This window comes from Bacteroides congonensis, from assembly GCF_900130125.1.
GTDB classification, from domain to species: domain Bacteria; phylum Bacteroidota; class Bacteroidia; order Bacteroidales; family Bacteroidaceae; genus Bacteroides; species Bacteroides congonensis.
The window spans coordinates 803,865-830,021 of record NZ_FQXY01000009.1 but is presented as its reverse complement, the minus strand read 5'-3'; the positions used below and the strand labels follow the sequence as shown (position 1 = coordinate 830,021).

The 26,157-nt window shown below is 44.1% G+C and carries 23 protein-coding genes; 15 read left to right on the top strand and 8 right to left on the bottom strand.

Annotated features, from left to right (window positions below):
• Positions 1-99 precede the first annotated feature (99 nt).
• From pheT to BQ7997_RS10075, 5 genes are all read left to right on the top strand, one after another.
• A complete protein-coding gene (gene pheT, locus BQ7997_RS10095; RefSeq protein ID WP_073345938.1) occupies positions 100-2,562 on the top strand; it encodes a phenylalanine--tRNA ligase subunit beta in 2,463 nt (820 codons plus the stop codon).
• A gap of 40 nt (positions 2,563-2,602) precedes the next feature.
• A complete protein-coding gene (locus tag BQ7997_RS10090; protein ID WP_073345935.1) occupies positions 2,603-3,340 on the top strand; it encodes a YebC/PmpR family DNA-binding transcriptional regulator in 738 nt (245 codons plus the stop codon).
• 6 nt (positions 3,341-3,346) lie between these two features.
• Positions 3,347-3,592 (top strand): TIGR03905 family TSCPD domain-containing protein, encoded by a 246-nt coding sequence (locus BQ7997_RS10085; RefSeq protein ID WP_022136686.1) that lies wholly within the window; start codon positions 3,347-3,349, stop codon positions 3,590-3,592.
• A gap of 237 nt (positions 3,593-3,829) precedes the next feature.
• Positions 3,830-5,083 (top strand): Nramp family divalent metal transporter, encoded by a 1,254-nt coding sequence (locus tag BQ7997_RS10080; RefSeq protein WP_073345933.1) that lies wholly within the window; start codon positions 3,830-3,832, stop codon positions 5,081-5,083.
• Positions 5,084-5,112: 29 nt separating this feature from the next.
• Positions 5,113-5,877: an exodeoxyribonuclease III gene (locus BQ7997_RS10075; RefSeq protein WP_022136684.1), complete on the top strand. Its 765-nt coding sequence runs from the start codon at positions 5,113-5,115 to the stop codon at positions 5,875-5,877.
• Positions 5,878-5,955: 78 nt separating this feature from the next.
• Here the strand turns inward: BQ7997_RS10075 and BQ7997_RS10070 are convergent, their stop codons facing one another.
• Positions 5,956-6,222, bottom strand: a complete 267-nt coding sequence (locus BQ7997_RS10070; protein ID WP_073346526.1) for a hypothetical protein — start codon at positions 6,220-6,222, stop codon at positions 5,956-5,958.
• A gap of 92 nt (positions 6,223-6,314) precedes the next feature.
• On the opposite strand from BQ7997_RS10070, the gene BQ7997_RS10065 reads away from it, so the two are divergent.
• The 5 genes from BQ7997_RS10065 (at position 6,315) to nhaA (ending at position 11,723) form a co-directional block, all read left to right on the top strand.
• Positions 6,315-6,773: a C-GCAxxG-C-C family protein gene (locus BQ7997_RS10065; RefSeq protein WP_044654714.1), complete on the top strand. Its 459-nt coding sequence runs from the start codon at positions 6,315-6,317 to the stop codon at positions 6,771-6,773.
• Between the two features lie 154 nt (positions 6,774-6,927).
• Positions 6,928-7,128, top strand: a complete 201-nt coding sequence (locus BQ7997_RS10060) for a winged helix-turn-helix domain-containing protein (RefSeq protein WP_044654713.1) — start codon at positions 6,928-6,930, stop codon at positions 7,126-7,128.
• Positions 7,129-7,256: 128 nt separating this feature from the next.
• Complete coding sequence (gene lepA / locus BQ7997_RS10055) at positions 7,257-9,038, top strand: translation elongation factor 4 (protein ID WP_022139216.1); 1,782 nt, start codon at positions 7,257-7,259, stop codon at positions 9,036-9,038.
• Between the two features lie 141 nt (positions 9,039-9,179).
• Positions 9,180-10,358: a cation:proton antiporter family protein gene (locus tag BQ7997_RS10050; protein WP_073345930.1), complete on the top strand. Its 1,179-nt coding sequence runs from the start codon at positions 9,180-9,182 to the stop codon at positions 10,356-10,358.
• Between the two features lie 45 nt (positions 10,359-10,403).
• Positions 10,404-11,723 carry a Na+/H+ antiporter NhaA gene (nhaA, locus tag BQ7997_RS10045; RefSeq protein ID WP_073345927.1) on the top strand — a complete coding sequence of 440 codons (1,320 nt, stop codon included), beginning with the start codon at positions 10,404-10,406 and terminating at the stop codon, positions 11,721-11,723.
• On the opposite strand, the gene BQ7997_RS10040 is transcribed toward nhaA, so the two are convergent.
• The 4 genes from BQ7997_RS10040 to BQ7997_RS10025 all read right to left on the bottom strand — a co-directional run bounded on the left by BQ7997_RS10040 (position 11,724) and on the right by BQ7997_RS10025 (position 16,350).
• The gene (locus tag BQ7997_RS10040) at positions 11,724-12,962 is read right to left on the bottom strand and encodes a DNA recombination protein RmuC (RefSeq protein ID WP_073345925.1); all 1,239 of its coding nucleotides are present in this window, start codon (positions 12,960-12,962) and stop codon (positions 11,724-11,726) included.
• Positions 12,962-13,816: a type I methionyl aminopeptidase gene (gene map / locus BQ7997_RS10035; protein WP_022139212.1), complete on the bottom strand. Its 855-nt coding sequence runs from the start codon at positions 13,814-13,816 to the stop codon at positions 12,962-12,964. Before map ends, BQ7997_RS10040 begins: the two co-directional genes overlap by 1 nt.
• 124 nt (positions 13,817-13,940) lie before the next feature.
• Positions 13,941-14,564 carry a DUF4858 domain-containing protein gene (locus tag BQ7997_RS10030; RefSeq protein ID WP_073345922.1) on the bottom strand — a complete coding sequence of 208 codons (624 nt, stop codon included), beginning with the start codon at positions 14,562-14,564 and terminating at the stop codon, positions 13,941-13,943.
• Between the two features lie 151 nt (positions 14,565-14,715).
• Complete coding sequence (locus BQ7997_RS10025; RefSeq protein ID WP_073345920.1) at positions 14,716-16,350, bottom strand: B12-binding domain-containing radical SAM protein; 1,635 nt, start codon at positions 16,348-16,350, stop codon at positions 14,716-14,718.
• A 111-nt stretch (positions 16,351-16,461) separates the two neighbouring features.
• Here BQ7997_RS10025 and BQ7997_RS10020 point away from each other — a divergent pair, with 111 nt between their 5' ends.
• A complete protein-coding gene (locus tag BQ7997_RS10020; RefSeq protein WP_073345917.1) occupies positions 16,462-16,869 on the top strand; it encodes a hypothetical protein in 408 nt (135 codons plus the stop codon).
• A 66-nt stretch (positions 16,870-16,935) separates the two neighbouring features.
• On the opposite strand, the gene BQ7997_RS10015 is transcribed toward BQ7997_RS10020, so the two are convergent.
• Both BQ7997_RS10015 and rlmD read right to left on the bottom strand, forming a co-directional pair.
• Positions 16,936-17,856 (bottom strand): RluA family pseudouridine synthase, encoded by a 921-nt coding sequence (locus BQ7997_RS10015; RefSeq protein ID WP_073345916.1) that lies wholly within the window; start codon positions 17,854-17,856, stop codon positions 16,936-16,938.
• 9 nt (positions 17,857-17,865) lie between these two features.
• Entirely contained in the window at positions 17,866-19,236 is a 1,371-nt protein-coding gene (gene rlmD / locus BQ7997_RS10010) for a 23S rRNA (uracil(1939)-C(5))-methyltransferase RlmD (RefSeq protein ID WP_229088148.1), read from the bottom strand.
• A 247-nt stretch (positions 19,237-19,483) separates the two neighbouring features.
• On the opposite strand from rlmD, the gene ppdK reads away from it, so the two are divergent.
• Both ppdK and BQ7997_RS09995 read left to right on the top strand, forming a co-directional pair.
• Positions 19,484-22,204 (top strand): pyruvate, phosphate dikinase, encoded by a 2,721-nt coding sequence (ppdK, locus tag BQ7997_RS10000; protein WP_073345913.1) that lies wholly within the window; start codon positions 19,484-19,486, stop codon positions 22,202-22,204.
• Positions 22,205-22,503: 299 nt separating this feature from the next.
• Positions 22,504-23,985 (top strand): tyrosine-type recombinase/integrase, encoded by a 1,482-nt coding sequence (locus BQ7997_RS09995; protein WP_073345910.1) that lies wholly within the window; start codon positions 22,504-22,506, stop codon positions 23,983-23,985.
• A 151-nt stretch (positions 23,986-24,136) separates the two neighbouring features.
• Here the strand turns inward: BQ7997_RS09995 and BQ7997_RS09990 are convergent, their stop codons facing one another.
• Positions 24,137-24,439: a hypothetical protein gene (locus BQ7997_RS09990; protein ID WP_073345908.1), complete on the bottom strand. Its 303-nt coding sequence runs from the start codon at positions 24,437-24,439 to the stop codon at positions 24,137-24,139.
• A 102-nt stretch (positions 24,440-24,541) separates the two neighbouring features.
• Here BQ7997_RS09990 and BQ7997_RS09985 point away from each other — a divergent pair, with 102 nt between their 5' ends.
• Both BQ7997_RS09985 and BQ7997_RS09980 read left to right on the top strand, forming a co-directional pair.
• Positions 24,542-25,021, top strand: coding sequence for a hypothetical protein (locus BQ7997_RS09985; protein WP_008761272.1), 480 nt, complete (start codon positions 24,542-24,544; stop codon positions 25,019-25,021).
• Between the two features lie 16 nt (positions 25,022-25,037).
• Complete coding sequence (locus BQ7997_RS09980; RefSeq protein WP_073345905.1) at positions 25,038-26,153, top strand: hypothetical protein; 1,116 nt, start codon at positions 25,038-25,040, stop codon at positions 26,151-26,153.
• The last annotated feature ends 4 nt before the right edge of the window (positions 26,154-26,157 follow it).

Sequence of the window (26,157 nt, the reverse complement as noted above, 5' to 3'; positions counted from 1 at the left end):
GGTGAAATAACTCTCAACTTTTTTAAGAACCTTTTCGGTCAACCGAAAAATCTTATTAACTTTGCGAATCTTTTTGAGAAACAATAAAAAAATAATGATATGAATATCTCTTACAACTGGCTGAAAGAGTATGTCAACTTCGATTTGACGCCCGAAGAAACGGCGGCTGCGTTGACTTCTATCGGCTTGGAAACAGGTGGTGTGGAAGAAGTGCAAACCATTAAAGGTGGTTTGGAAGGTCTTGTGATCGGCGAAGTGCTGACTTGCGTGGAACACCCGAATTCCGACCATTTGCATATTACTACTGTCAATCTGGGAGAAGGCGATCCGGTGCAGATCGTTTGTGGTGCTCCGAATGTGGCTGCCGGACAAAAAGTGGTGGTAGCTACTTTGGGAACAAAACTCTATGACGGTGACGAATGTTTTACCATCAAGAAATCAAAAATCCGTGGTGTGGAATCTACCGGTATGATTTGCGCTGAAGACGAAATAGGTCTCGGTACGGATCATGCGGGCATCATTGTATTGCCGGAAACTGCTGTTCCGGGTACGCTCGCCAAGGATTATTATAATATCAAGAGCGACTATGTGCTTGAAGTGGACATCACGCCCAATCGCGCGGATGCCTGCTCACACTATGGGGTAGCCCGTGACTTGTATGCCTATCTGATTCAGAACGGCAAGCAGGCCACTTTGCAACGCCCGTCAGTGGATGACTTCAAAGTGGAAAACCACGACTTGAATATTGAAGTGAAGGTTGAAAACAGCGAGGCTTGTCCGCACTATGCCGGAGTTACCGTGAAAGGGGTGACAGTGAAGGAAAGCCCGGAATGGTTGCAGAACAAACTGCGACTGATCGGTGTGCGTCCTATTAATAATGTAGTGGATATTACCAATTATATCGTTCATGCTTTCGGTCAGCCTTTGCACTGCTTCGATGCCGCCAAGATAAAAGGCAATGAGGTGATTGTAAAGACAATGCCCGAAGGAACTACGTTCGTCACACTGGATGAAGTGGAACGCAAACTGAACGAACGCGACCTGATGATCTGCAATAAGGAGGAAGGCATGTGTATTGCCGGTGTATTCGGCGGACTGGACTCCGGTTCTACGGAAGCTACGACGGATGTATTCATCGAAAGTGCTTACTTCCATCCTACATGGGTGCGTAAGACTGCACGACGTCATGGTCTGAACACGGATGCTTCTTTCCGTTTCGAGCGTGGTATCGATCCGAACGGCGTGATTTATTGCCTGAAACTGGCTGCCATGATGGTGAAAGAACTGGCCGGCGGTACGATTTCTTCTGATATTAAGGATATATATACTACTCCCGCGCAGGATTTCATCGTAGACTTGGCTTATGACAAAGTCAATTCATTGATAGGCAAGGTGATTCCGGTAGAGACAATCAAGAGCATTGTGACCAGTCTGGAAATGAAAATCACCAATGAAACGGCTGAAGGTCTGACATTGGCTGTTCCGCCTTACCGGGTAGATGTGCAGCGCGATTGTGACGTGATTGAGGATATTCTCCGCATCTACGGATATAATAATGTGGAGATTCCGTCTACTCTGAAATCCAGTCTGACAACAAAGGGGGAACATGATAAATCCAATAAATTACAGAATCTGGTGGCAGAACAGTTGGTGGGCTGCGGATTCAATGAAATACTGAACAACTCATTGACCCGTGCCGCTTACTATGATGGTTTGGAGACGTATCCGTCAAACCGCCTGGTGATGCTGCTGAACCCGTTGAGCGCGGATTTGAACGCTATGCGTCAGACTTTGTTGTTCGGTGGACTGGAAAGCATCGCTCACAACGCGAACCGTAAGAATGCCGACTTGAAATTCTTCGAATTCGGTAACTGCTATTATTTCGACGGAGACAAGAAGAATGAGGAAAAGGTATTGGCTCCTTACTCGGAAGATTATCATCTGGGCTTGTGGGTGACCGGCAAGAAGGTTTCCAACTCGTGGGCGCATGTAGACGAGAACAGTTCTGTTTATGAATTGAAGGCTTATGTGGAGAATATATTGAAACGTCTGGGACTGGATCTGCATAATCTGGTTGTAGGTAATCTGACCGATGATGTTTTTGCTGCTGCGCTTTCTGTGAACACGAGGGGGGGCAAGCGTCTTGCGTCTTTCGGTGTAGTGACCAGGAAATTGCTGAAGGCATTCGATATCGATAATGAAGTTTATTTCGCCGACTTGAACTGGAAAGAGCTTATGAAGGCTATCCGTTCGGTGAAGATCAGCTACAAGGAAATTTCCAAGTTCCCGGCTGTGAAGCGTGACCTGGCTTTGTTGCTTGACAAGAATGTACAGTTTGCCGAAATCGAGAAGATTGCTTACGATACGGAGAAGAAGTTGCTGAAAGAAGTGGAACTTTTTGATGTGTACGAAGGCAAGAATCTGGAAGCAGGCAAGAAATCTTATGCAGTGAGCTTCTTGCTTCAGGATGAGAACCAGACATTGAACGACAAGATGATTGACAAGATCATGTCGAAACTGGTGAAGAACCTGGAAGATAAACTGGGCGCCAAACTAAGATAATCAGATAAACTTAGAATTGTTATTATAAAAATATAAACCAATGGGAAGAGCATTTGAATATAGAAAGGCCGCCAAACTGAAAAGATGGGGCCACATGGCTAAAACATTTACAAGACTGGGTAAGCAAATCGCTATCGCTGTGAAGGCGGGCGGCCCGGAGCCTGAAAATAACCCGACGCTGCGTTCGGTAATCGCTACTTGTAAGCGTGAGAATATGCCGAAGGATAATATCGAACGTGCTATCAAGAACGCGATGGGTAAAGACCAGAGCGACTACAAGAGCATGACTTACGAAGGATACGGCCCGCATGGAATTGCTGTCTTTGTGGATACGTTGACAGACAATACTACCCGTACGGTGGCTGACGTCCGTTCGGTATTCAACAAGTTCGGCGGTAACCTGGGTACAATGGGTTCTCTGGCATTCCTTTTCGACCACAAGTGTATGTTCACTTTCAAGAAGAAAGACGGATTGGATATGGAAGAGCTGATTCTCGACCTGATTGACTATGATGTGGAAGATGAATATGACGAGGATGAAGAAGAAGGTACAATCACTATCTACGGTGATCCCAAGAGTTATGCGGCTATTCAGAAGCACTTGGAAGAATGTGGTTTCGAAGATGTCGGTGGAGACTTCACTTATATCCCGAACGATATGAAGGATGTGACTTCCGAACAACGCGAAACTCTGGATAAGATGATTGAACGTCTGGAAGAATTTGACGACGTGCAGACTGTTTATACAAACATGAAACCTGAAGAAAGCGAAGAATAAGCCGGTATGGAGTATGTTTATAAAACCAAAGGCACTTGCAGCACGAACATCGAACTGAATGTGGAAGATGGAGTGGTGAAGGAAGTGGCCTTTTGGGGCGGATGCAATGGAAACCTGCAAGGTATTTCGCGCCTGGTAAAAGGCATGAAAGTGGAAGAGGTGATTACCAAGCTTGAGGGTGTACGTTGCGGTGGCAGACCGACGTCTTGTCCCGACCAATTATGTCGTGCATTGCATGAGATGGGATATTAACGGACAACGTTTCCTTTTTTTATAGTTATATCAGAAGGGAGTGGCAAAAAACTCCCTTTTGATTTTTATTCAGGCACGGATTACACGGATAACACGGTTTTGATTGATTTAGAACCGTGAAATCCGTGAAATCCGTGCCTGAATCTTATTTACTTATTTGTCGGTATTTTGAACCAAAATCGAACTCCAGTCGTTATTTATAAGTATATTTGTACTGGATAAACTATTATGCAAGAAATGAAGAATATTTTTCAAGACTTAAAACGCAAAGATCATAAACGTTATTTGGGCGGGCTGGATGTGTTCAGATATATCGGGCCGGGGCTTTTGGTGACGGTAGGATTTATTGATCCGGGAAACTGGGCGTCTAATTTCGCTGCCGGTTCCGAATTCGGATATTCGCTGCTTTGGGTAGTAACCTTGTCCACTATCATGTTGATTGTGCTTCAACACAACGTTGCCCACCTGGGGATTGTCACTGGGCTTTGCCTTTCGGAAGCGGCCACTAAATATACACCCAAATGGGTATCCCGTCCGATATTGGGTACGGCGGTGCTGGCTTCCATCTCTACTTCGCTGGCGGAGATTCTGGGTGGTGCCATTGCTTTGGAAATGCTGTTGGATATTCCCATCATATGGGGGGCTGTATTGACAACGCTTTTTGTCTCTATCATGCTTTTCACCAATTCTTATAAGAAGATAGAACGTTCCATCATTGCGTTCGTTTCCGTGATCGGGCTTTCGTTTATTTATGAGTTGTTTCTGGTGGAGATAGACTGGCCGGCTGCGGCAGCGGGATGGGTGACTCCGTCTTTTCCGAAAGGAAGTATGCTGATTATTATGAGTGTATTGGGTGCGGTGGTGATGCCGCATAACCTGTTCCTTCATTCGGAAGTGATACAGAGCCACGAGTATAATAAGAAAGACGATGCGTCCATCAAGAAGGTGCTGAAATATGAGTTGTTCGATACGCTGTTTTCGATGATTGTCGGTTGGGCGATTAACAGTGCGATGATTCTGTTGGCTGCCGCTACGTTCTTCAAGAGCGGTATCCAGGTGGAAGAATTGCAGCAGGCGAAATCGCTGCTCGAACCGTTATTGGGAAGCAATGCCGCTATTGTATTCGCGTTGGCACTGTTGATGGCGGGAATTTCGTCGACTATCACAAGCGGGATGGCGGCAGGTTCTATCTTCGCGGGTATTTTCGGCGAATCGTATCACATCAAGGACAGCCACTCGCAAGTCGGTGTTCTTCTGTCTTTGGGGATTGCCTTGCTGCTGATTTTCTTTATCGGAGATCCTTTCAAGGGGTTGATTATATCGCAGATGATACTTAGTATCCAGTTGCCCTTCACGGTGTTCTTGCAGGTGGGGCTGACTTCTTCGCGGAAGGTGATGGGGGATTATGTGAACAGCCGTTGGAGCACCTTTGTGCTGTACACCATTGCCATCATCGTGTCGGTACTGAATATCATGCTGTTATTCTCATAAAATGAACATGAATTAATAAATATGTGACAATGAAGATTATTACTTATAACGTGAACGGGCTACGTGCTGCTGTTTCCAAGGGTTTCGCGGAATGGCTGGCGCAGGAGAATCCCGATGTTCTTTGTCTGCAAGAGACAAAACTACAACCGGATCAATATCCGGCAGAGGTGTTTGAAGCACTGGGGTACAAGTCTTATTTGTATTCGGCACAGAAGAAAGGGTATAGCGGAGTGGCGATACTTACCAAGCAGGAACCGGATCATGTGGAATATGGGATGGGGATGGAAGCCTATGATAATGAAGGCCGTTTTATCCGTGCCGACTTCGGAGATTTGTCGGTAGTCAGCGTGTATCATCCTTCGGGAACGAGCGGGGATGAACGCCAGGCATTTAAGATGGTGTGGCTGGAAGACTTTCAGAACTATGTGACGGAGTTGCGGAAAACCCGTCCGAACCTGATTCTTTGCGGGGATTATAATATTTGCCATGAACCGATTGATATTCACGATCCTGTGAGGAACGCGAAGAACAGTGGTTTCCTTCCTGAAGAACGGGAATGGATGACCCGTTTCCTTTCTGCGGGATTTATTGATTCTTTCCGGTTGCTTTATCCCGAAAAGCAGGAATATACGTGGTGGAGCTACCGCTTTAATTCGCGTGCCAAGAATAAGGGTTGGCGGATAGATTACTGCATGACGAGCGAACCGGTACGTCCTTTGCTGAAGAGTGCACGGATTCTGAATGATGCTGTGCATTCCGATCACTGTCCGATGGTGCTGGAAATCGAACGTTGAGCTGAAATTGGCAATATTTGACTTACAGGTGTCTCCTCAGGCGTGAAATTCGCGGAGGCAGACACCTTGTTTTATCCTTTAGTATTTGGATGGCGGATTTAAATCCACATAAGGATCTTTGATGGCTGACTCCATCATTGCGTCCACAGTGATTCCTGTATCTTCTTTATATGTCCTTCTTTTGTTCCACTCGCGTATATCCTTGAGTGTGACCTCACGCTTTTTTCTGTTTTGGGGAAAATTGATTTTTCTTCTCCTATCAGCGTATTCGTCTTTACGTGCGGAACTCATCATAGCCTGGATGGCTATGGCCGTCGATTCCTTATATGATATTGATTTGCCCATATTTTCAAATTTAGATTTTAATCTTGGTGTAATTTCCGCTAACAAAGATACTTTTTTATATTTTTGCATGAAAATAAAAAGCGATAAATAGTATGGAAGACAGAATAGAAAAAGCGGTGGAGCTTTTTAAGAGCGGATATAATTGTTCGCAGTCGGTAGTGGCTGCCTTTGCGGATATGTACGGATTCACACAGGAACAGGCTTTGCGCATGGGTGCGTCCTTCGGTGGCGGGATAGGCCGGATGCGCGAGACTTGCGGGGCGGCCTGCGGAATGTTTCTCGTTGCAGGCTTGGAGACAGGGGCGACGGAAGCAACCGACCGGGAAGGCAAGGCTGCCAACTATGCGGTAGTGCAGGAACTGGCGGCTGAGTTCAAGAAACGCAACGGTTCGCTGATTTGCGGCGAATTGTTGGGATTAAAGAAAAAAGAACCGGTTTCCACCGTTCCGGAAGAGCGTACTGCTCAATATTATAGCAAGCGCCCTTGCGCGAAAATGGTGGAAGAAGCGGCAAGAATCTGGTGTGAATACCTCGAAAAGCATCCGAAATGAGCGGAAAAATGCTTTTTTATTACAAAATCAATAAAAAAACATTCAATAAAGTGTTATATAACATAAAAATAACTATCTTTGTCCCCGAAATAAAATCTGAAAGTCTTTATGGCACGGATGATTTTAAGCATGTCTAACTAAAATTTCAAAGCAAATGTTGAAAGAAAAAGCAGGTGTAATCGCAGGAAATATCTGGAATGCACTGAATGAAACAGAAGGAATGACTGCCAAGCAACTGAAGAAAGCAACTAAGTTGGTTGACAAAGACCTGTTCCTCGGACTTGGCTGGTTATTGAGAGAAGACAAAGTCTCTGTGGAAGAAGTTGAAGGTGAACTCTTCATCAAATTGATCTAAGCGAGTAACTCACTTAAGCAATAAAAAAAATGCGTTGGTACATTGTCAGAATGTTATCAACGCATTTTTTTTTATTCCGCCATTTACGTATCTTTGCACACCAAAAAGATAAAATAATAAGAATTCGAATGAAGAATATACGCAATTTTTGTATTATTGCTCATATTGACCACGGTAAGTCAACGCTCGCCGACCGCCTGCTGGAGTTTACCAAGACTATTCAGGTGACTTCGGGACAGATGCTTGACAATATGGATCTGGAGAAGGAGAGAGGGATTACCATCAAGAGTCATGCTATTCAGATGGAATATATCTATAAGGGCGAGAAGTATGTCCTTAACCTGATCGACACTCCGGGACACGTGGATTTCTCGTACGAGGTGTCCCGCTCCATTGCGGCTTGTGAAGGTGCATTGCTGATTGTCGATGCGTCGCAGGGCGTACAGGCACAGACCATTTCCAACTTGTATATGGCTATCGAGCACGATCTTGAAATTATTCCGGTTATCAATAAATGTGATATGGTGAGTGCCAACCCGGAAGAGGTGGAAGATGAGATCGTGGAATTGCTGGGCTGCAAGCGTGAGGAGGTGATCCGTGCATCGGGTAAAACCGGTATGGGTGTGGAAGAGATCCTTGCGGCTGTTATCGAACGTATCCCTCATCCCGAAGGAGACGAAGATGCTCCGTTGCAGGCATTGATTTTCGACTCTGTGTTCAACTCTTTCCGTGGAATTATCGCTTATTTCAAGATTGAAAACGGTATAATCCGCAAGGGTGACAAGGTGAAATTCTTCAATACGGGCAAGGAATATGATGCCGACGAGGTAGGGGTGCTGAAAATGGATTTGGTTCCTCGTAACGAGCTTCGTACGGGAGACGTAGGATATATTATTTCGGGTATCAAGACTTCCAAGGAGGTGAAAGTGGGGGATACCATTACGCATATCGCCCGTCCGTGCGACAAGGCTATTGCCGGTTTTGAGGAAGTGAAGCCGATGGTGTTTGCGGGAGTTTACCCGATTGAGGCGGAAGACTTTGAAGACCTTCGTGCGTCTTTGGAAAAGTTGCAGTTGAATGATGCTTCCTTGACGTTCCAGCCGGAGTCTTCGTTGGCTTTGGGCTTTGGTTTCCGTTGTGGTTTCCTCGGATTGCTTCATATGGAGATTGTGCAGGAACGTTTGGATCGTGAGTTTGACATGAATGTGATTACTACGGTGCCGAATGTATCCTATCATATATTTGACAAGCAGGGCAATATGAAGGAAGTGCACAATCCGGGCGGTATGCCCGATCCGACGATGATAGATCATATCGAGGAGCCGTATATCAAGGCTTCCATCATTACGACGACCGATTATATAGGCCCTATCATGACGCTTTGCCTGGGTAAACGGGGTGAGCTTATCAAGCAGGAGTATATTTCCGGTAATCGTGTGGAGATATATTATAATATACCTTTGGGTGAGATTGTGATCGACTTTTATGATAGGCTGAAGAGTATTTCCAAAGGGTATGCCTCGTTTGATTATCATCCGAACGGTTTCCGCACTTCCAAGTTGGTGAAGCTCGATATTCTTCTGAACGGCGAGCCTGTGGACGCGCTTTCTACGCTGACACATATTGACAATGCCTATGACATGGGCAGACGGATGTGTGAGAAGTTGAAGGAACTGATTCCCCGCCAGCAATTTGATATTGCCATTCAGGCAGCTATCGGTGCGAAGATTATTTCCCGTGAAACGATTAAGGCAGTTCGTAAGGATGTGACTGCAAAATGTTACGGTGGTGACGTCAGCCGTAAACGTAAACTGCTTGAAAAGCAGAAAAGAGGTAAGAAACGAATGAAACAAATCGGTAACGTGGAGGTTCCTCAAAAAGCCTTCCTCGCTGTACTGAAACTGGATTAAGAATATTGCCGCAAGCAATTTTTTCAGAGTATATCCTGAACAAATTGACTTGCGGTTAGTTTTTTAATACACCAGGGTGATCGCCTTCTGTCCGCAGAGCTTTCCTTGGCAATCACTTTTAAAAAACAAACGACTATAAATATGAGAAAAGTTCTGTCTTTTTCGGGCTTCCTTATGTTGGGGCTCATTCTTTCACAATTCCTGCCGGTACTGGCAGGGCAAGGTTATGGAGCCGTTAAATCCATTTCGAATGTACTGCTTTATGTATGCCTTAGTTTTATAATGATTAATGTGGGCCGGGAATTTGTTCTCGACAAGGTTCGGTGGAAAAGCTATGCTCAGGATTATTTCATAGCGATGGCGACGGCAGCCCTGCCGTGGTTTATGATTGCCATTTATTATGTGTTTATATTGTTGCCGCCCGATTATTGGAATAGTTGGGAAGCGTGGAAGGAGAATCTGTTGTTGAGCCGTTTTGCGGCGCCGACATCGGCGGGTATCTTATTTACGATGCTGGCTGCTATCGGGCTGAAGTCCAGTTGGATTTATAAGAAGATTCAAGTGCTGGCTATCTTTGATGATTTGGATACGATTATCCTGATGATTCCTCTTCAGATAATGATGATCGGATTGCGCTGGCAATTGATTATTGTGGTGGTGGTCGTGTTTATGTTGTTGGCTGTCGGCTGGCAGAAGTTGAATAAATATGACTGGCGCCAGGACTGGAAGGCTATTCTCTTTTATTCGGTTATCATATTCCTGGCTACGCAGATTCTTTATCTGGGCAGCAAGGAATTGTATGGAGAAGAGGGTAGTATCCATATTGAAGTGCTGTTGCCGGCTTTTGTCTTGGGTATGATTATGAAACATAGGGAGCATGATACGCCCGTGGAACGGAAGGTGTCAACCGGAATCTCTTTCTTGTTTATGTTCCTGGTGGGGATGAGTATGCCTCATTTTATCGGGGTGAACTTTGCGGAGACTCATGCGGGCACGCATTCCGTAACGGGTTCGCAGGAGATGATGTCTTGGGGAATGATTATGTTTCATGTGGTGATTGTCTCTTTGTTGTCGAATGTAGGAAAACTCTGCCCGATGTTCTTTTATCGCGACCGGAAGTTGAGTGAACGGCTGGCTCTTTCTATCGGAATGTTTACCCGTGGGGAAGTGGGTGCCGGAATTATTTTCATTGCGTTGGGATACAATTTGGGAGGACCTGCGTTGGTGATTTCTGTGCTGACTTTGGTGTTGAACCTGATTTTGACAGGAATCTTTGTGCTTTGGGTGAAAAACCTGGCTTTGAGGAGCTATATTAATTAGAAAAATCCGTATATTGCGAGTCTAATATTATAAATACATTTCGTTATGACTATTTTGCGGACTATGCGGAATTTCTCATCCATGAATATCACAGCGAGTATTCTTCTATTTCTGGCTGCTATTTCGGCAGCCATCATTGCGAACTCTTCTGTGGCTCCGGTTTATCAGGAGTTTCTGTCTCATGAGCTTCATTTGCAGATTGGTAGTTTTAATTTACTTTCGCATGGCGGGGAAAATCTACGGATGATTGAGTTTATCAATGATGGATTGATGACGATTTTCTTCCTGATGGTGGGACTGGAGATCAAACGGGAGTTATTGGTTGGCGAGCTTTCTTCTTTCCGCAAAGCGTCATTGCCTTTTATTGCCGCTTGCGGCGGTATGGTGTTTCCGGTGTTGATTTATATGCTGTTTTGCCCGCCGGGTAGTGATGGTGGACGGGGACTTGCCATTCCAATGGCGACGGATATTGCTTTTTCATTGGGAGTGTTGAGCTTGCTAGGGAATCGTGTTCCGCTGAGTCTGAAAATCTTTCTGACGGCTTTTGCGGTGGTTGATGATATTGGCGGTATTCTGGTGATTGCCATTTTTTATAGTTCACATGTCTCTTACGGTTATCTTCTGGTGGCTGCATTGCTTTATGTTTTGCTTTACTTTATTGGAAAATGGGGGGCGACAAATAAGATTTTCTTTTTAGTGATTGGGGGCGTTATTTGGTATTTATTTTTGCAATCGGGTATTCATAGTACAATCTCCGGGGTTATCCTGGCTTTTGTTATTCCCGCAAAGCCTCGTTTGAACGTAGGAAAGTATATTGAAGATATCCGTCGTATAATAGCCGGCTTCCCGACAATGGAGTCGGGAAGTATTGTGTTGACTAATGAGCAGATTGCCAAACTGAAAGAGGTGGAGTCGGCTTCCGACCGTGTGATTAGTCCGTTGCAATCATTGGAAGACAATCTGCATGGGGCGGTCAATTACCTGATTCTTCCGCTTTTTGCTTTTGTCAATGCCGGCGTTGTGTTTAGCGGGGGTGGCGAGTTGGTCGGCAACGTGGGTATTGCGGTGGCAGCCGGATTGTTATTGGGAAAATTCATCGGTATTTATTCGTTCACCTGGTTGGCTATCAGAACAGGACTGACTCCCAGACCATTGGGAATGAACTGGATGAATCTTACCGGAGTTGCATTGTTAGGCGGCATCGGTTTTACCGTATCGCTTTTCATTGCCAACCTTTCTTTCGGTGCTGATTATCCGGTCTTGTTGAATCAGGCTAAGTTTGGAGTATTGTCGGGTTCCATACTTTCCGGATTATTGGGGTATATTGTGCTCCGGGTGGTGCTTGCAAAGGGGCAGGGGCGTTGACTATTCATCTGTAAGTTCATCATCTATTCCGTCAATCGGCAGAATCTTCTGACTTTCTTCATGTGGTAACTGCTCTACTTGCCGCAGTTTCCGTTCGATGGCGCGTGTCCGTTTTCCCATTACTTCTTCCAGTTGGTCTCCAGCGCTTTGCAGGTTCTTCTGTACTTTCTCAAGCAATCCGCCGAACTTGCCGAATTCCGTTTTGACGGCTCCTAATACAGTCCAAACTTCGCCGGTACGCTTTTGGATGGCAAGAGTTCGGAATCCCATTTGAAGGCTGTTCAAGATAGCTCCTAGTGTCGTCGGTCCGGTCACTACGATCTTATATTCTTTCTGAAGCGTCTCTACAAGACTTGTTCTTCGGATTACCTCAGCGTAAATGCTTTCAAAAGGTAAGAACATGATGGCGAAATCGGTAGTAAAAGGGGGATCCACATATTTATCGTGAATATCCTTGGCCATCTTTTTAATCGTGCTTTCCAACTGCTTGCCGGATGATTCCATCAGTGCGGCATCTCCCGCTTCGAAAGCATCATAATATTGTTCGTATATGTCTTTCGGGAATTTGGCATCAATCGGAAGGTAAACGGTGCTGTTGGCATCATCTTTACCCGGAAGTTTGATAGCAAATTCGACGAATTCGGTTCCGCTCTTTTTCGTCTTGACGTTTGCGTCATACTGTTCAGGGCTCATCATTTGTTCGAGTAATGCTCCGAGCTGTACTTCACCGAATGTTCCCCGCATTTTTACGTTGCTCAATACTTTTTTCAGTCCGCCGACGTCCTGTGCCAGGGATTTCATTTCTCCGAGTCCTTTTTGTACGTTCTCAAGCTGTGAACGGACGATTTCAAACGACTGGCCGATTCGTTCGTTCAGTGTCTTTTGCAGCTTTTCTTCTACCATCAGGCGCATATCGTCCAGGCGTTTCTCGGTAGATTTCATCAGTGCTTCCTGTTGGCGTGCCATCGTGTCGAATTTCTGGCGTTGTAACTCTCCGCTGGTCATCATGTTTTTATGCAGTACATCCTGGAGTTGCTGCATATTCTGGTTGAGCGTTTGCGTCATTTCCATGCGAAGTTCCCGGATGCTACGGTTCAGTTCTTCCCGGTTCTCCTGCATCTGTTGGCGCAAAGCTATCTGTAATTGTTCCGCTTGAGTTTGATTGTTGCCTTTGGCCAGTGATAATACCAGCAGGACTGTCACTAATACGGTAATTACAATAAGTAGAATCAGTTCCATCAATAAGTTAGAATTTCGTTTCCGGTTTCAGTAATCAGTATCATATTTTCCCATTGGGCTGAGGGTAGCCCGTCGTCGGTGCAGACAGTCCATCCGTCGGCTTCGTCTATGAATACTTCATAGGTTCCCATGTTTATCATCGGCTCGATGGTAAAAGTCATGCCGGGTACGATCATCATTCCTGTGCCGCGGCGTCCGAAGTGTTCTACATCCGGCTCTTCATGGAACTTCATCCCCACACCGTGTCCGCAAAGGTCACGGACAACGCTATATCCATTCTTTTCGGCATGTTCCTGAATCGCTGCGCCTACATCGCCCAGTTGTTTCCAGGGCTGTGCGGCAGCAATTCCTATTTCCATGCATTCTTTGGTTACCCGAACCAGCTTTTGCATTTCGGGACTTACCTCGCCAATCATAAACATGCGGGACGCGTCGGAGAAATAGCCATTGTAAATCGTAGAAACATCTACATTGACAATGTCACCGCTTTTAAGGATTTCGTTTTTACTTGGTATCCCGTGACACACTACATCATTGATGCTCGTACAAACGCTTTTGGGAAATCCTTCATAATTGAGCGGGGCGGGGATAGCACCATGTCCGGTTGTGAAGTCGTAAACCATCACGTCAATCTCTTCAGTAGACATCCCTTCACGAATATTCTCTGAGATATAATCCAACAATGCTGTATTGATTTTGGCACTTTCACGAATCCCTTCCAGTTGCTCGGGTGTACGAAGCACTTTGCGTGGAGGGAGTTTATAACCTTGCTTTCTGTATTTTTGTATTTTCTCTTCTACTGCTGCCGGATAATTAGAAGGGGTAAACCGGAATCCCTTGATAAAATTCTTCATTATTATAAGATGTTTTTTAATCGTGTTACAAAGGTAGAGAATAAAATGGAAGATACGTTTGCCTGACTTCTAAAACTTTTCTGTCTTTACGGGAAGATGAGATATTATACAGATTGTATTGTATCTACCATTCATATGAAACACTAACTTGAGGTATCCATTCCCATCTTTTTCGCAAGGTATTATATTGATATTGCATGCCGGTTTTGATTTTCCAGTTTTTATTTATTTTCAGTACAACGTTGCTGCCTAGTTGGGTGGGCTCTACTTCGGAAGGGAGTCCCCGGTATTTCCGGGTATTAAGGTTTTGTGAGCCGTATATATTAAGAGACCATTTTTGTGAGAGCTTATATTCAATAAGAGTTTGGATATGGAAGTGACTGGGGCTTTCTGCAAAGTTACTTTTGCTATGCAGGATGAGATTTCTATTTATTCTCATTAAAGAATAAGTCGGTAAAAAGGTAGAGGCAGACTTGTGGAGTATATTATAGGTATTAATGGATGGTTTTGAAAAGATGGTCGAATTTTTAATAGTTGGCAATGTCGGGTCAAAATCCATAAAGGACTTTTGGGGATATATATTCTGCTCTGTGTTTTCAATGAGCTTTCTGTTTATTTTGATTTCCTGTTCAGAGTTTAGTATTTGTTGTAATCTCAATGAGTCCTGCTTACTCCATTCTTGTCCTGCTACGGATAAAGGGAGTAATGACAGGCAGACAATCATCAACTGATATTTTCGGGCATCCATACTGTGTGTGCTAGTAAAGTTTATTGTATGGACGGTGAAAAACAGGAAATGCTGCTTTGAATGATTTGCGAATAGGAATTATTTCACAAAATATGGGAATACTTTTCTTTTTTTATTTGGACAGTTTTTGGGTTTTGAGGGTGGCTTTTTATTAAGTTGTTGCTTTGAATACCGGTTGTATCTTTTGAATCTCCGATTCAAAACCGAACCAGTAACCGTGCCCTTCTTCGTCAGTAGGAAGGAAGCATAAACGTAGATTCTCACGGTATGAACCGTATATAACTTCCCAACTTTCGGGAGGGACTTGCCGTTTGGTTCTTACTTTTTCGGCGGGGGCTTTCTTTAAGGACATTCCTGCTTCTATCCATGCGATGCTGACTTGCGTCAAGTAATCGGGGTATTGACTTTTACAAAAATCGTATAGAATCAATCCTCTTCTTTCTAAACTTAAAGGAGTGTCGATAACATCTGTTTGCACCAAATGGTTGAGGAATTCATGTAAGAAAGAAGGATTCTCCAAAATGAGTGTCCGGGTAATGCTTTGCCAGGTAGGAGTATTGTAGAATCCGTCTAAAAGGCGGGACAGATAATGTGCTGTCTGTAACTCATCTACGGATATTTCACGGGTTTGCAGTACTTCGTACGGTGGAAGCGGTGAGTATTGGATGCCTAATTCTTCTGCTCTTCTTCGCATTTCAGTGCCGGGAAGTAGCTTCAGAGATTCCAGTTGGATTTCTCCTGCACCATATTCTGCCAAGGTGTGGACATCTTCGAATATCTCGGATAAGTGATAGAGTGGGAGTCCGGCTATTAGGTCAGCATGCGTCTCCATGTTTTTTAGAGAGCAGAGATATTTTAATCCTTCAAGGGCATCGGATAATTTTCCGATGCGCCGGCTTTGTTGCAGGACAGACTCTTTTAAACTTTGAATGCCGGCTTCCAGGTGCAATAAACCTTTAGGGAGAACGGATAATTCTTCTTTAAGTTCTTCGGAAAGGAGAGCAGGATGGATTTCAAGATGGAAACAGATGTCCGGATAGTTGCGAAACAGGTCGAGTAATTCTTTGGCACGCTTATTATTGTAATTAAAGGTGCGGTCGAGCACACGTACATTTTTGATACCATGTTGATGAATATCGTTCAGGCGTTCATGGATAGTTTCCAGAGGAATGGTGCGGACAGGCTTTTCACCGCCACTGACGCAAAAAGCGCATGTGTTGAAACATCCCCGGGTTGTTTCAAGTTGGACAAAGGGCTTGCTCCAATTGAAAAAACGGCTCTTTTCAGGAGATATGAGTTGTGAGAAATTCATGACGCGGGCGATACCGTTGTCTTGATATTGATTGTTTTCATCAAGATAACAGAGGCCTGTTATTGATTTCCACTCTTCTTTTGAGTGATTCCACACTTTTAGCCATAAAGGGAATACTTCTTCGCCTTCTCCGCGGAACACTCCGCTTACAAATTTGTTCTTATATAAGAAAGCTGCGTTATCTCCTAAAAACTCGGGGCCGCCGAGTATGATACAGCAATGAGGTAATAATGCTTTTGCACGTGAAACGATGTGTAATAGTTGCTCGTGATTAAATAGCCAATTGGTGGCTGCAATGATATCCGGCTGGTGACGATAGATTTGATTGACAACGCTACCGGTATTTTCATTAATCGTGGCGGAGACTACGCACCATTCAATAGTGGTATCGTCTGCTATTTGAGCATGGAGTGCAGGGAGTGCCAGTGAGGAGTGTGCATAGGAGCTATTTAAATCGAGCCAAAGAAGTTTCATGTAATTTTTTTAATATTATCGGGGCAAAGGTACAAAAAACTTATGGCTTGGGGTGTATAGTAAAATAAAAACGCTAAATTTGTATTTATAAACGCAATAAACTGGAAGATTATGAAAATGGTTAAGAGATATGCAGGTATCTTAATGATGCTGACTTTATTGGTTGGTTTTACTTCGTGTGAGGACGATGAAGACTTAGAAGAGCAGATGTTTGGCAGGATATGGGCAGGAGATGTCGGCATGAGTGCTGTCAATGGAAGGTATATATATAGTGAGTTTACTTTTGACCCGGATGGCTTTGGGGAAGAATATCAATATTATCGTAACGGTGACCCATATGATCATTTTCGTTTTCAATGGTATTGGGAGGATCGTTACAGTAATAACCTTGTTTTGGATTATGGTAGAAATGGAATCTCCTACATGGATGATGTGAATATACGTCGGGGATTAATGACTGGGATTTTTTATTTGACAGGAGATTCGGAAGGTTTTCCTTTTACATTGGAAATGCAATAGAAGATGAATATTTTAATATAAATAAAAAGCGGAAGTCTCTTTTTTAAAGAGTTCCGCTTTTATTTTTTATTTCTTCAAAAACAGCTTCTTGAAATCTGCCGGATAAGGTGTCTCAAACTCCATCAAGTCCCCCGTTACCGGATGATAAAAACAAAGCTTGAAAGCGTGAAGAGCCAATCGTCCGATAGGATTCGAATAGTTTTCTCCGCCATATCTTCCATCACCGACAATCGGATGACCTAAATCCTGCATATGCACACGAATCTGATTCTTGCGTCCTGTCTCCAAATCAAGTTCTACAAGAGAATACCCGTTTGCACGTTTGATGGTTCTATAATGTGTGATTGATTTTGAACCACCGTCATCATATTCGCTGGAGCTTACATACAAAGTCTTATCAGTCAACCAGGATACTACCGTATCATAGTCTTTCTCCATGCTTCCTTCCACTACTGCCACATATCTGCGGTCTGTCACTATTTCGTGCCAATTGTCACGCAGAACCTGCTGGGTCTTTTCGTCTTTGGCAAACATCATCAAGCCGGAAGTGTCCCTGTCCAGGCGGTGAACGATGAATACGCGAAACTGACGTCCGGAACGCTGTACATATTCATTGAGTATTGTATAAGCAGTACGCTCTTTCTGGCGCTCCGTATTGACGGATAAAAGTCCTTGCATCTTTTCGACAACAATGATATAAGCGTCTTCATATATAATTTTCAGCAATCTGTTATTAAATTCTTTCTTTCCCTTTTGCTTGCTGATTTGCACTTTCATTCCCGGTTGAAGAGGGAAGTTGAATTGTGTCGTGATCACATTGTCAACAAATACCACCCGCTTGCTTAACAAAGATTTCAGCTTTGTGCGGCTTGCGTCCGGCATTTTGGCAGCGAGGAAATCCATGAGTTCCATCGGTTCCCTGACTGCATAGTTCGTATATTGGGCACGTGCTCTTTCAGCAGGTGTCTTTCTAGGTCTTTTTTCCATTTTTTTCTTTTATCGAAGTTCTAGTAATACTACATTCTCCACATGATGAGTGTGAGGGAACATATCAACCGGCTGCACAGCTTTCACCTTGTATTTACCATCCAGTAACTGCAAATCGCGTGCCTGAGTAGCAGGATTACAACTTACATAAACAATCCGTTTGGGTTCGGCAAACAAAATGACGTCAACCACATCTTGATGCATACCTGCACGAGGGGGATCTGTAATGATAACGTCCGGGCGTCCATGCTGATTGATGAAGTCCTGAGTCAACATATCCTTCATGTCGCCGGCATAGAACAAGGTATTCTTAATATCATTGATTTCTGCATTTACCTTTGCGTCTTCAATAGCTTCCGGCACATATTCGATACCGATCACCTGGCGCGCCTGGCGTGAGACAAAGTTGGCAATCGTGCCTGTTCCGGTATAAAGGTCGTACACCAGTTCATTTCCGGTCAGTCCGGCAAAGTCACGGGCTATCTTATATAGATTATATGCCTGTTCCGAATTGGTCTGATAGAATGATTTCGGACCTACCTTGAAACGCAGGCCTTCCATCTCCTCAAAGATATGATCTTTACCTTTAAATACGTGCACATCCAAATCATTGATGGTGTCGTTACACTTATTATTAATAATGTATAGCAAAGATGTAATTTCCGGGAAAGAATCAGCGACAAACTGAAGCAGTTTTTTGAATAGGGCCATTTCGTGCTCTTCCGTAATCTTGCAAATCACGATAACCATCAGTTCACCTGTCGAAGAAGTGCGGACAATCATATTCCGCAGCATACCTTCTTGTGTACGCAGATTGATGAATGAATAATCATGTTCGTAAGCATAATCGCGTATCGCATTCCGGATACGGTTGGATATATCGTCCTGCAACCAACATTTCTCGATAGCCAGCACCTTGTCGAACGCACCCGGAATATGGAAACCTACCGCATTCATCTGGTCATACTTCACATCCTGGCGCACTTCTTCGTTTGTCAGCCAACGTTTGTTGGAAAAAGTGAACTCCAGTTTGTTTCTGTACCACTCCGTTTTAGCTGAACCGAGAATAGGAGAAATCTCAGGAAGCTCGATTTTCCCGATACGTCTCAGGTTATCTTCCACTTGCTTCTGTTTGTATCTGATTTGCTCCGGATAGGGGAGCACCTGCCATTTGCAGCCGCCGCATACACCATAGTGCTGGCAGAAAGGAACGGCGCGATTGGGCGATAGTTCATGAAACTTCACCGCTTCTGCTTCGGCATATTTATTCTTTTTACGCTTGATCTGAAGGTCTACGACGTCACCCGGCACTACGTAGGGGACAAAAATTACCAGGTCGTTTACTTTTGCGATGGCTTTTCCTTCGGCAGCCACATCCATGATTGTTACCTTCTCCAATAAGGGAAGCTCTTTTTTCTTTCTTGCCACTTTTACACCAGTCTAATAATTACTCTGCAAAAATAGGTATTTTTTTTGGAAAACTTTCGTGTCTGTAGAAATATTCCAGATTGTAATGTCGAAATTGCATTTTGATAGAAAGTTTTTTCGCAAAAAGTTTTCTGATTTGCGAAATATCCTTAGATTTGCGAACAGAAGATAATCATAATGTAACTTTAAACACAGTATTATGGATAAAAAAAGAGTTTATACCTTTGGTAATGGTCAGGCAGAAGGAAAGGCTGACATGAAGAATTTGCTAGGTGGTAAAGGTGCCAATCTTGCAGAAATGAATTTAATCGGAATTCCAGTCCCTCCCGGATTCACAATAACTACAGATGTTTGTACGGAATACAACACGTTAGGGCGTGACAAAGTGGTTGAGTTGCTCAAAGATGATGTCGTGAAAGCCATTTCTAATGTAGAGGGCTTGATGAAATCAAAATTTGGTGACATTGAAAACCCTCTGTTGGTGTCTGTACGTTCCGGTGCCCGCGCATCTATGCCGGGTATGATGGATACTATTCTGAACCTTGGTCTGAATGACGAAGTGGTGGAAGGTATTATCCGCAAGACTGGTAACGCACGTTTTGCATGGGATTCTTACCGTCGTTTTGTACAGATGTACGGTGACGTGGTTTTGGGAATGAAACCTACTAATAAGGAAGATATCGACCCGTTCGAAGCAATCATCGAAGAGGTGAAAGAAGCGAAAGGTGTGAAACTCGACAACGAGCTGGAAGTGGAAGACCTGAAAGAACTCGTGAAGAAATTTAAGGCTGCCGTAAAAGAACAGACAGGAAAAGATTTCCCGACTTGTGCATACGAACAGCTTTGGGGTGCCATCTGCGCAGTATTCGATTCATGGATGAATGAACGTGCTATCCTTTACCGTAAGATGGAAAGTATTCCTGACGAATGGGGAACAGCCGTAAACGTACAGGCAATGGTATTCGGTAATATGGGAGATACTTCCGCAACCGGCGTTTGTTTCTCACGTGACGCAGCTACAGGTGAAGATCTTTTCAATGGTGAATACCTGATTAACGCGCAAGGTGAAGACGTAGTAGCCGGTATCCGTACTCCGCAACAGATTACTAAGATCGGTTCTCAACGTTGGGCCCAATTGGCCGGAGTAAGCGAAGAAGAACGCGCAGAAAAATATCCTTCTATGGAAGAAGCTATGCCGGAAATCTACAAAGAACTGGATGCGCTTCAGACAAAATTGGAAAATCATTATAAAGATATGCAGGACATGGAGTTTACCGTTCAAGAAGGTAAGCTCTGGTTCCTTCAAACACGCAACGGCAAACGTACGGGTGCTGCCATGGTGAAGATTGCTATGGATTTGCTTCGTCAGGGTATGATTGATGAAAAGACAGCTTTGATGCGTGTTGAGCCGAATAAACTGGACGAATTGCTTCACCCTGTATTTGATAAGGATGCTTTAAAGAAAGCTAAAGTCCTGACTCGCGGTCTTCCGGCTTCTCCGGGTGCTGCAACCGGTCAGATTGTATTCTTCGCCGACGACGCTGCCGAATGGCATGCTGCCGGAAAGCGTGTAGTGATGGTCCGTATCGAAACTTCTCCTGAAGACTTGGCAGGTATGGCAGTTGCCGAAGGTATCCTGACAGCTCGTGGCGGTATGACTTCTCACGCTGCTGTGGTTGCCCGTGGTATGGGTAAATGCTGTGTGTCGGGTGCAGGCGCATTGAATATTGATTATAAGGCACGTACGGTGGAAATTGACGGTGTGGTGCTGAAAGAAGGTGATTACATCTCTCTGAACGGAAGTACGGGTGTAGTATATAATGGTAAGGTAGAGACGAAAGCTGCCGAACTTTCCGGTGACTTTGCCGAATTGATGACATTGGCTGATAAATATACCCGTCTGCAAGTACGTACCAATGCGGATACTCCGCACGATGCGGAAGTGGCCCGTAATTTCGGTGCGGTAGGTATCGGTCTTTGCCGTACGGAACATATGTTCTTCGAAGGTGAGAAGATTAAGGCTATGCGTGAAATGATTTTGGCGGAAGATGCCGAAGGGCGTCGCAAGGCATTGGCTAAGATTCTTCCATACCAGCAGGCTGACTTCAAGGGTATCTTCAAGGCAATGGCGGGCTGTCCGGTGACTGTACGTCTGCTCGATCCTCCTTTGCATGAGTTCGTTCCCCACGATTTGAAGGGACAGCAGGAGATGGCAGATACAATGGGCGTAAGTTTGCAGTATATCCAGCAACGTGTAGAATCCTTGTGCGAACACAACCCGATGTTGGGTCACCGTGGTTGCCGTTTGGGAAATACATATCCTGAAATTACGCAGATGCAGACACGTGCTATCCTGGGTGCTGCATTGGAATTGAAGAAAGAAGGAGTGGAGACTCATCCGGAAATTATGGTTCCGCTGACTGGTATCTTGTATGAATTCAAGGAACAGGAAAACGTGATTCGTACAGAGGCAGCGAAGTTGTTCGAAGAGTTGGGAGACAGCATCGACTTCAAAGTAGGTACAATGATTGAAATCCCGCGTGCAGCTTTGACAGCCGACCGCATTGCTTCTTCTGCTGAATTCTTCTCATTCGGTACAAATGACTTGACGCAGATGACCTTCGGTTATTCTCGTGATGATATTGCTTCCTTCCTTCCTGTTTATCTGGAAAAGAAGATTTTGAAAGTAGACCCGTTCCAGGTGCTCGACCAGAATGGTGTGGGACAACTGGTACGTATGGCAACAGAAAAAGGCCGTGCTATCCGCCCGGATTTGAAATGCGGTATTTGTGGTGAACATGGTGGTGAACCTTCTTCAGTGAAGTTCTGCCACAGAGTAGGCTTGAACTACGTTAGTTGTTCTCCATTTCGCGTGCCTATCGCAAGATTGGCGGCGGCGCAAGCAGCAATCGAGGGATAAAGGCGGTATAGCTGATATTCAGTTAATTAGGCGGTATGCTTTTCATTTACAAAGGCTTACCGCCTATTGTATTTTAAAAATGTACGTGCATTTTGCACAAAAAATGAGTAGAATAAACGCAAATGTTGTACAATAGTTATGCAGTTTTGACAACAGTGTTGTACAAGTGTTGTACAAATGCTTTTTCCGTATAGTCAATAAGTTACGGGCGTTTTGCCTCAATCACATTGGAACACGGAACAATCGCTTTGGAACATAGTACGCCCAAACAGAATGTTTAATTATAAAACGAATATAAAATGGCAACATTGAAAGCAGTAGTGAGAACGGCACGGGCTGACGGATTTTATCCGGTGTATATCCGGGTGACTCATCATCGAAGCTCTGCGTTCATTAAGACAGACAAGATGGTGACGAAGAAGGAACTCACCAAAACTAATGAGATTAAAGACCCGTATGTTTTGCAATTCTGTTCGCAGAGAATATTGGAGTATACGGAGAGGCTTAATAGCAAAAATATCGAGCATTGGACAGTCAAGGAAGTGGTCGAGTTTCTTGCAAGTGGGAATGATGACGTTTGTTTTTCAGATTATGCACGAAAGCATATCAACCGAATGATTGACAACGGTCAACAACGTAATGCTAAGAACTATCAGCTGGCATTGCAACATCTGGAGCGTTTTTTAGGAACAACGCAGATAATGTTCTCACACCTTACATCGCACTTGATGAATAGGTGGATTAAGTCGCTTGAACAGACACACCGAGCTAAGGAGATGTATCCTATCTGTATGCGACAAGTATTTAAAGCTGCTATTCTGGAGTATAACGACTATGATAATGGGATTATTCGTATAAAGACTAATCCATGGGTGAAAGTGGAGATTCCTTCGGCAGATCGTGCAGAAAAACTTGCCATTACACCCGAAGCGTGTCGGGAATTCTTTTCATTTCCTCTGCCGGAAAGTAAGATGAAATATCCACAGACGGAGTTCGGACGTGATATAGCCATGATGGTGCTTTGTTTGGCAGGAATCAACACAGTTGATCTATACAATTTGAAAAAGCAGGATTATCGGAACAGCATTATTCACTATCAGCGTGCCAAGACAAAGAAGTTTCGTGCCGACGGTGCATATATGGAAATGCGCGTGCCGGCAATTATTCAACCGCTCTTCGATAAATATCTCAATACGAAGGAGGATGACGATCGTCTGTTCAATTTTTATCAGCGTATGACAACATCTGACAGTTTTGGTTCCAATGTTAACAGTGGAATTAGGCAAATATGTGAGGCCATGGGAATGGCAAAAGAAGAACGGTATTCGGTCTATACATTCCGGCACACGTGGGGTACTGTGGCACAGAATGACGTGAGAGCTTCAATTGATGAGGTTGCATTTGCGATGAATCATGCTGCTGGACATAAGGTAACACGGGGCTATATAAAGATTGATTATTCTCCTGCTTGGGAATTAAACGAGAAAGTGGTTGATTTCATTTTCTTCTCCGGTAAGACATCTGTTCGCGAGCAGAAGCAGGAAGATACGCATTTTAGATTATCATTCCGATATATGGTAAATGGGGCGGCTTACCACAATGGGCAGAAAGTTGCAGAGTTGACTGATGTAGGATTCAACAACGTGGACGATGTTATAGCACGACTTGTGACAATGTTACCCGAAGATATTCCTAACCGTTCTATGGTGATGTTTAAAATCGTCAATCTTGATAAGAATCAGACGGTAGTATATCAGCGGCAGAAAGGAAAGGGCTTCTGATTTTTTCGAACCTACAAGGAACTTTTTCTTTGTAGGTTTTTGTTTTTATGAAGAAAAGCGACATCCTTTCGGATATCGCTTTCAAGCAAAACTGTATTATATTACCCCTAAGGGTAAGCAACTCCTCGCGTCTAAAGTAGAGAGAAGTAGATTATTCTTCGTCGTCCTCTTCATCCCCAGCAAGTTCGACCAACTTATCTTCAATGGTAAGGTGAATTTCGTTATCATCAATGCTGATGTTTCTCGGCATAATTATTTTAATGAACTCCATAGAAACCTTCACTCGGTCTTTAGGATCAAGTTCTAAAAAGTCTTTCATTATTAGCGGTGCCATATCCCCTTCAGGTATCGTATTGTGAGTTTCAAGCCATTTTTCAATCATGCCTTTGGCCAATGCTGTTATTTTGTTAGGTGTTCCTTTTTGTCGTCCTCCTGTCTTTTTCCCTTTTGCCATACCATAATGATTATTAGTGTAAAAAGATAAAATGATGTTGCGAAGATAAGGGCTTACTTTCGCAAATGAGGTATAACTTTTAATAATTAAAACAAAGGTTTTATGGGATTAATTGGAAGTGCTATAGGAGCGGCAGGTAGCATATTTGGCGGTATCTCTGCATCGAAAGCAATGAAGAAAATTAAGAGCAACGTTGAGGCGCAGCGACAGAAGAACCAAAATTGGTATGATCGCAGGTACAATGAGGATTATACGCAACGAGCCGATGCGCAACGTATTCTCACGCAGACGGAAGAGAGTATCAAGAACCGTAATAAGCAGGCAGCTGGTATACAGGCTGTAATGGGCGGTACTGATGAAAGTGTAGCAGCTACAAAAGAAGCGAATAGCAAGGCTCTTGCTGATGCAACATCACAGATTGCAGCACAGGCGGATGCGCGCAAAGACAACATCGAGGCCACCTATATGCAGAATGACAATGCTTTTGTTGAGCAACTCAATCAGTTAGAAAAAGGTAAGGCAGAAGCGATAGCCGGAGCCGTACAAGGAGTAACGAGTGCGGCAAGCAAAATGCCATTTTAATGTGTGGAGGTAACTTATGGCGACATATGATGATATATTAGGCAATGGAGGTGGCACACCTTTTCCGAAAGGTTCTAAAGAATGGCATGAACAGCAACAAGACGGTTCTTCTGCACCTCCACCTGTAAAGGGTACACAGGAATGGGTGGAACAAAAAGCGGCTACGGCTCCTGTTGTTACCGCACCTAAACCTGACACAACTACTACACCGCCCCCTCCGACCAAGCAAGAAGGCTCGGACGGTGGTGCCCTTTCATATGCTGAACTGTTCAAGAAACTTAATCCTTATACTCCACCGACCGACGAAGAACTTGCTAAAGAGAAGAAAAAGCAGAAACGTGACCAAATTTTTGCTGCAATTGGTGATGGCATATCTGCTCTCTCCAATCTGTACTTTACAACACAGGGTGCACCGAATATGTATAGTGGAAAAAACACAGCTTCGGAAAGGTTACAGGTTAGGTATGATCGATTAATGAAAGAACGTAATGAGAATGCCCGGGCTTATTTGAGCGGCCTGTTCGGTGCTATGCAGGCTGATGATGTCAAAGCGAGAGATGATCGTAATTGGAGACATCAGTTAGCACGCGAGAAAAGAGCCGATGCCATTGCGGACGCAAAGGAAAAACGAGATAACCAGATATTTGATCTCAACGTTAAGCTCCAAAACAATAAAATATCAGCAGCCGAAGCTGATGCAGAACGTAAAAGAGTGGAGGCCGAATATGCTGATGATCTTGCAAAGGCTAGACTTGAAACTGAAAAGGCTAAAGCGGGCGCTTCAAAAGCTTCTGCTTCCGCATCCAATGCTAGAGCTGGGTATTATAACCGTGGTGGTAGTGGCGGCAATAAGAAAAGGATGACACTTACTATTGATGGTAAGACCACTTACTATGATACGAAAGAAGATTATGAGAGAGCGGTGCAGCGTGAGGCTAAACGGTTAGGTATTAAGACTCACCAATATGTGAAAACCACAGAAAATGATGTAATGGGGGCAAAAGAAAAGAATGTCTCTACTCCAAAACCTATCAGCCAACTTGCCGGTGAAGTTGAAACGGCATCGAATAAGAAGAAAAGTCCAACAGCCGGAGATAACAGTAGTAATAAAAAGAAAAGTCCAACATCATAAATGA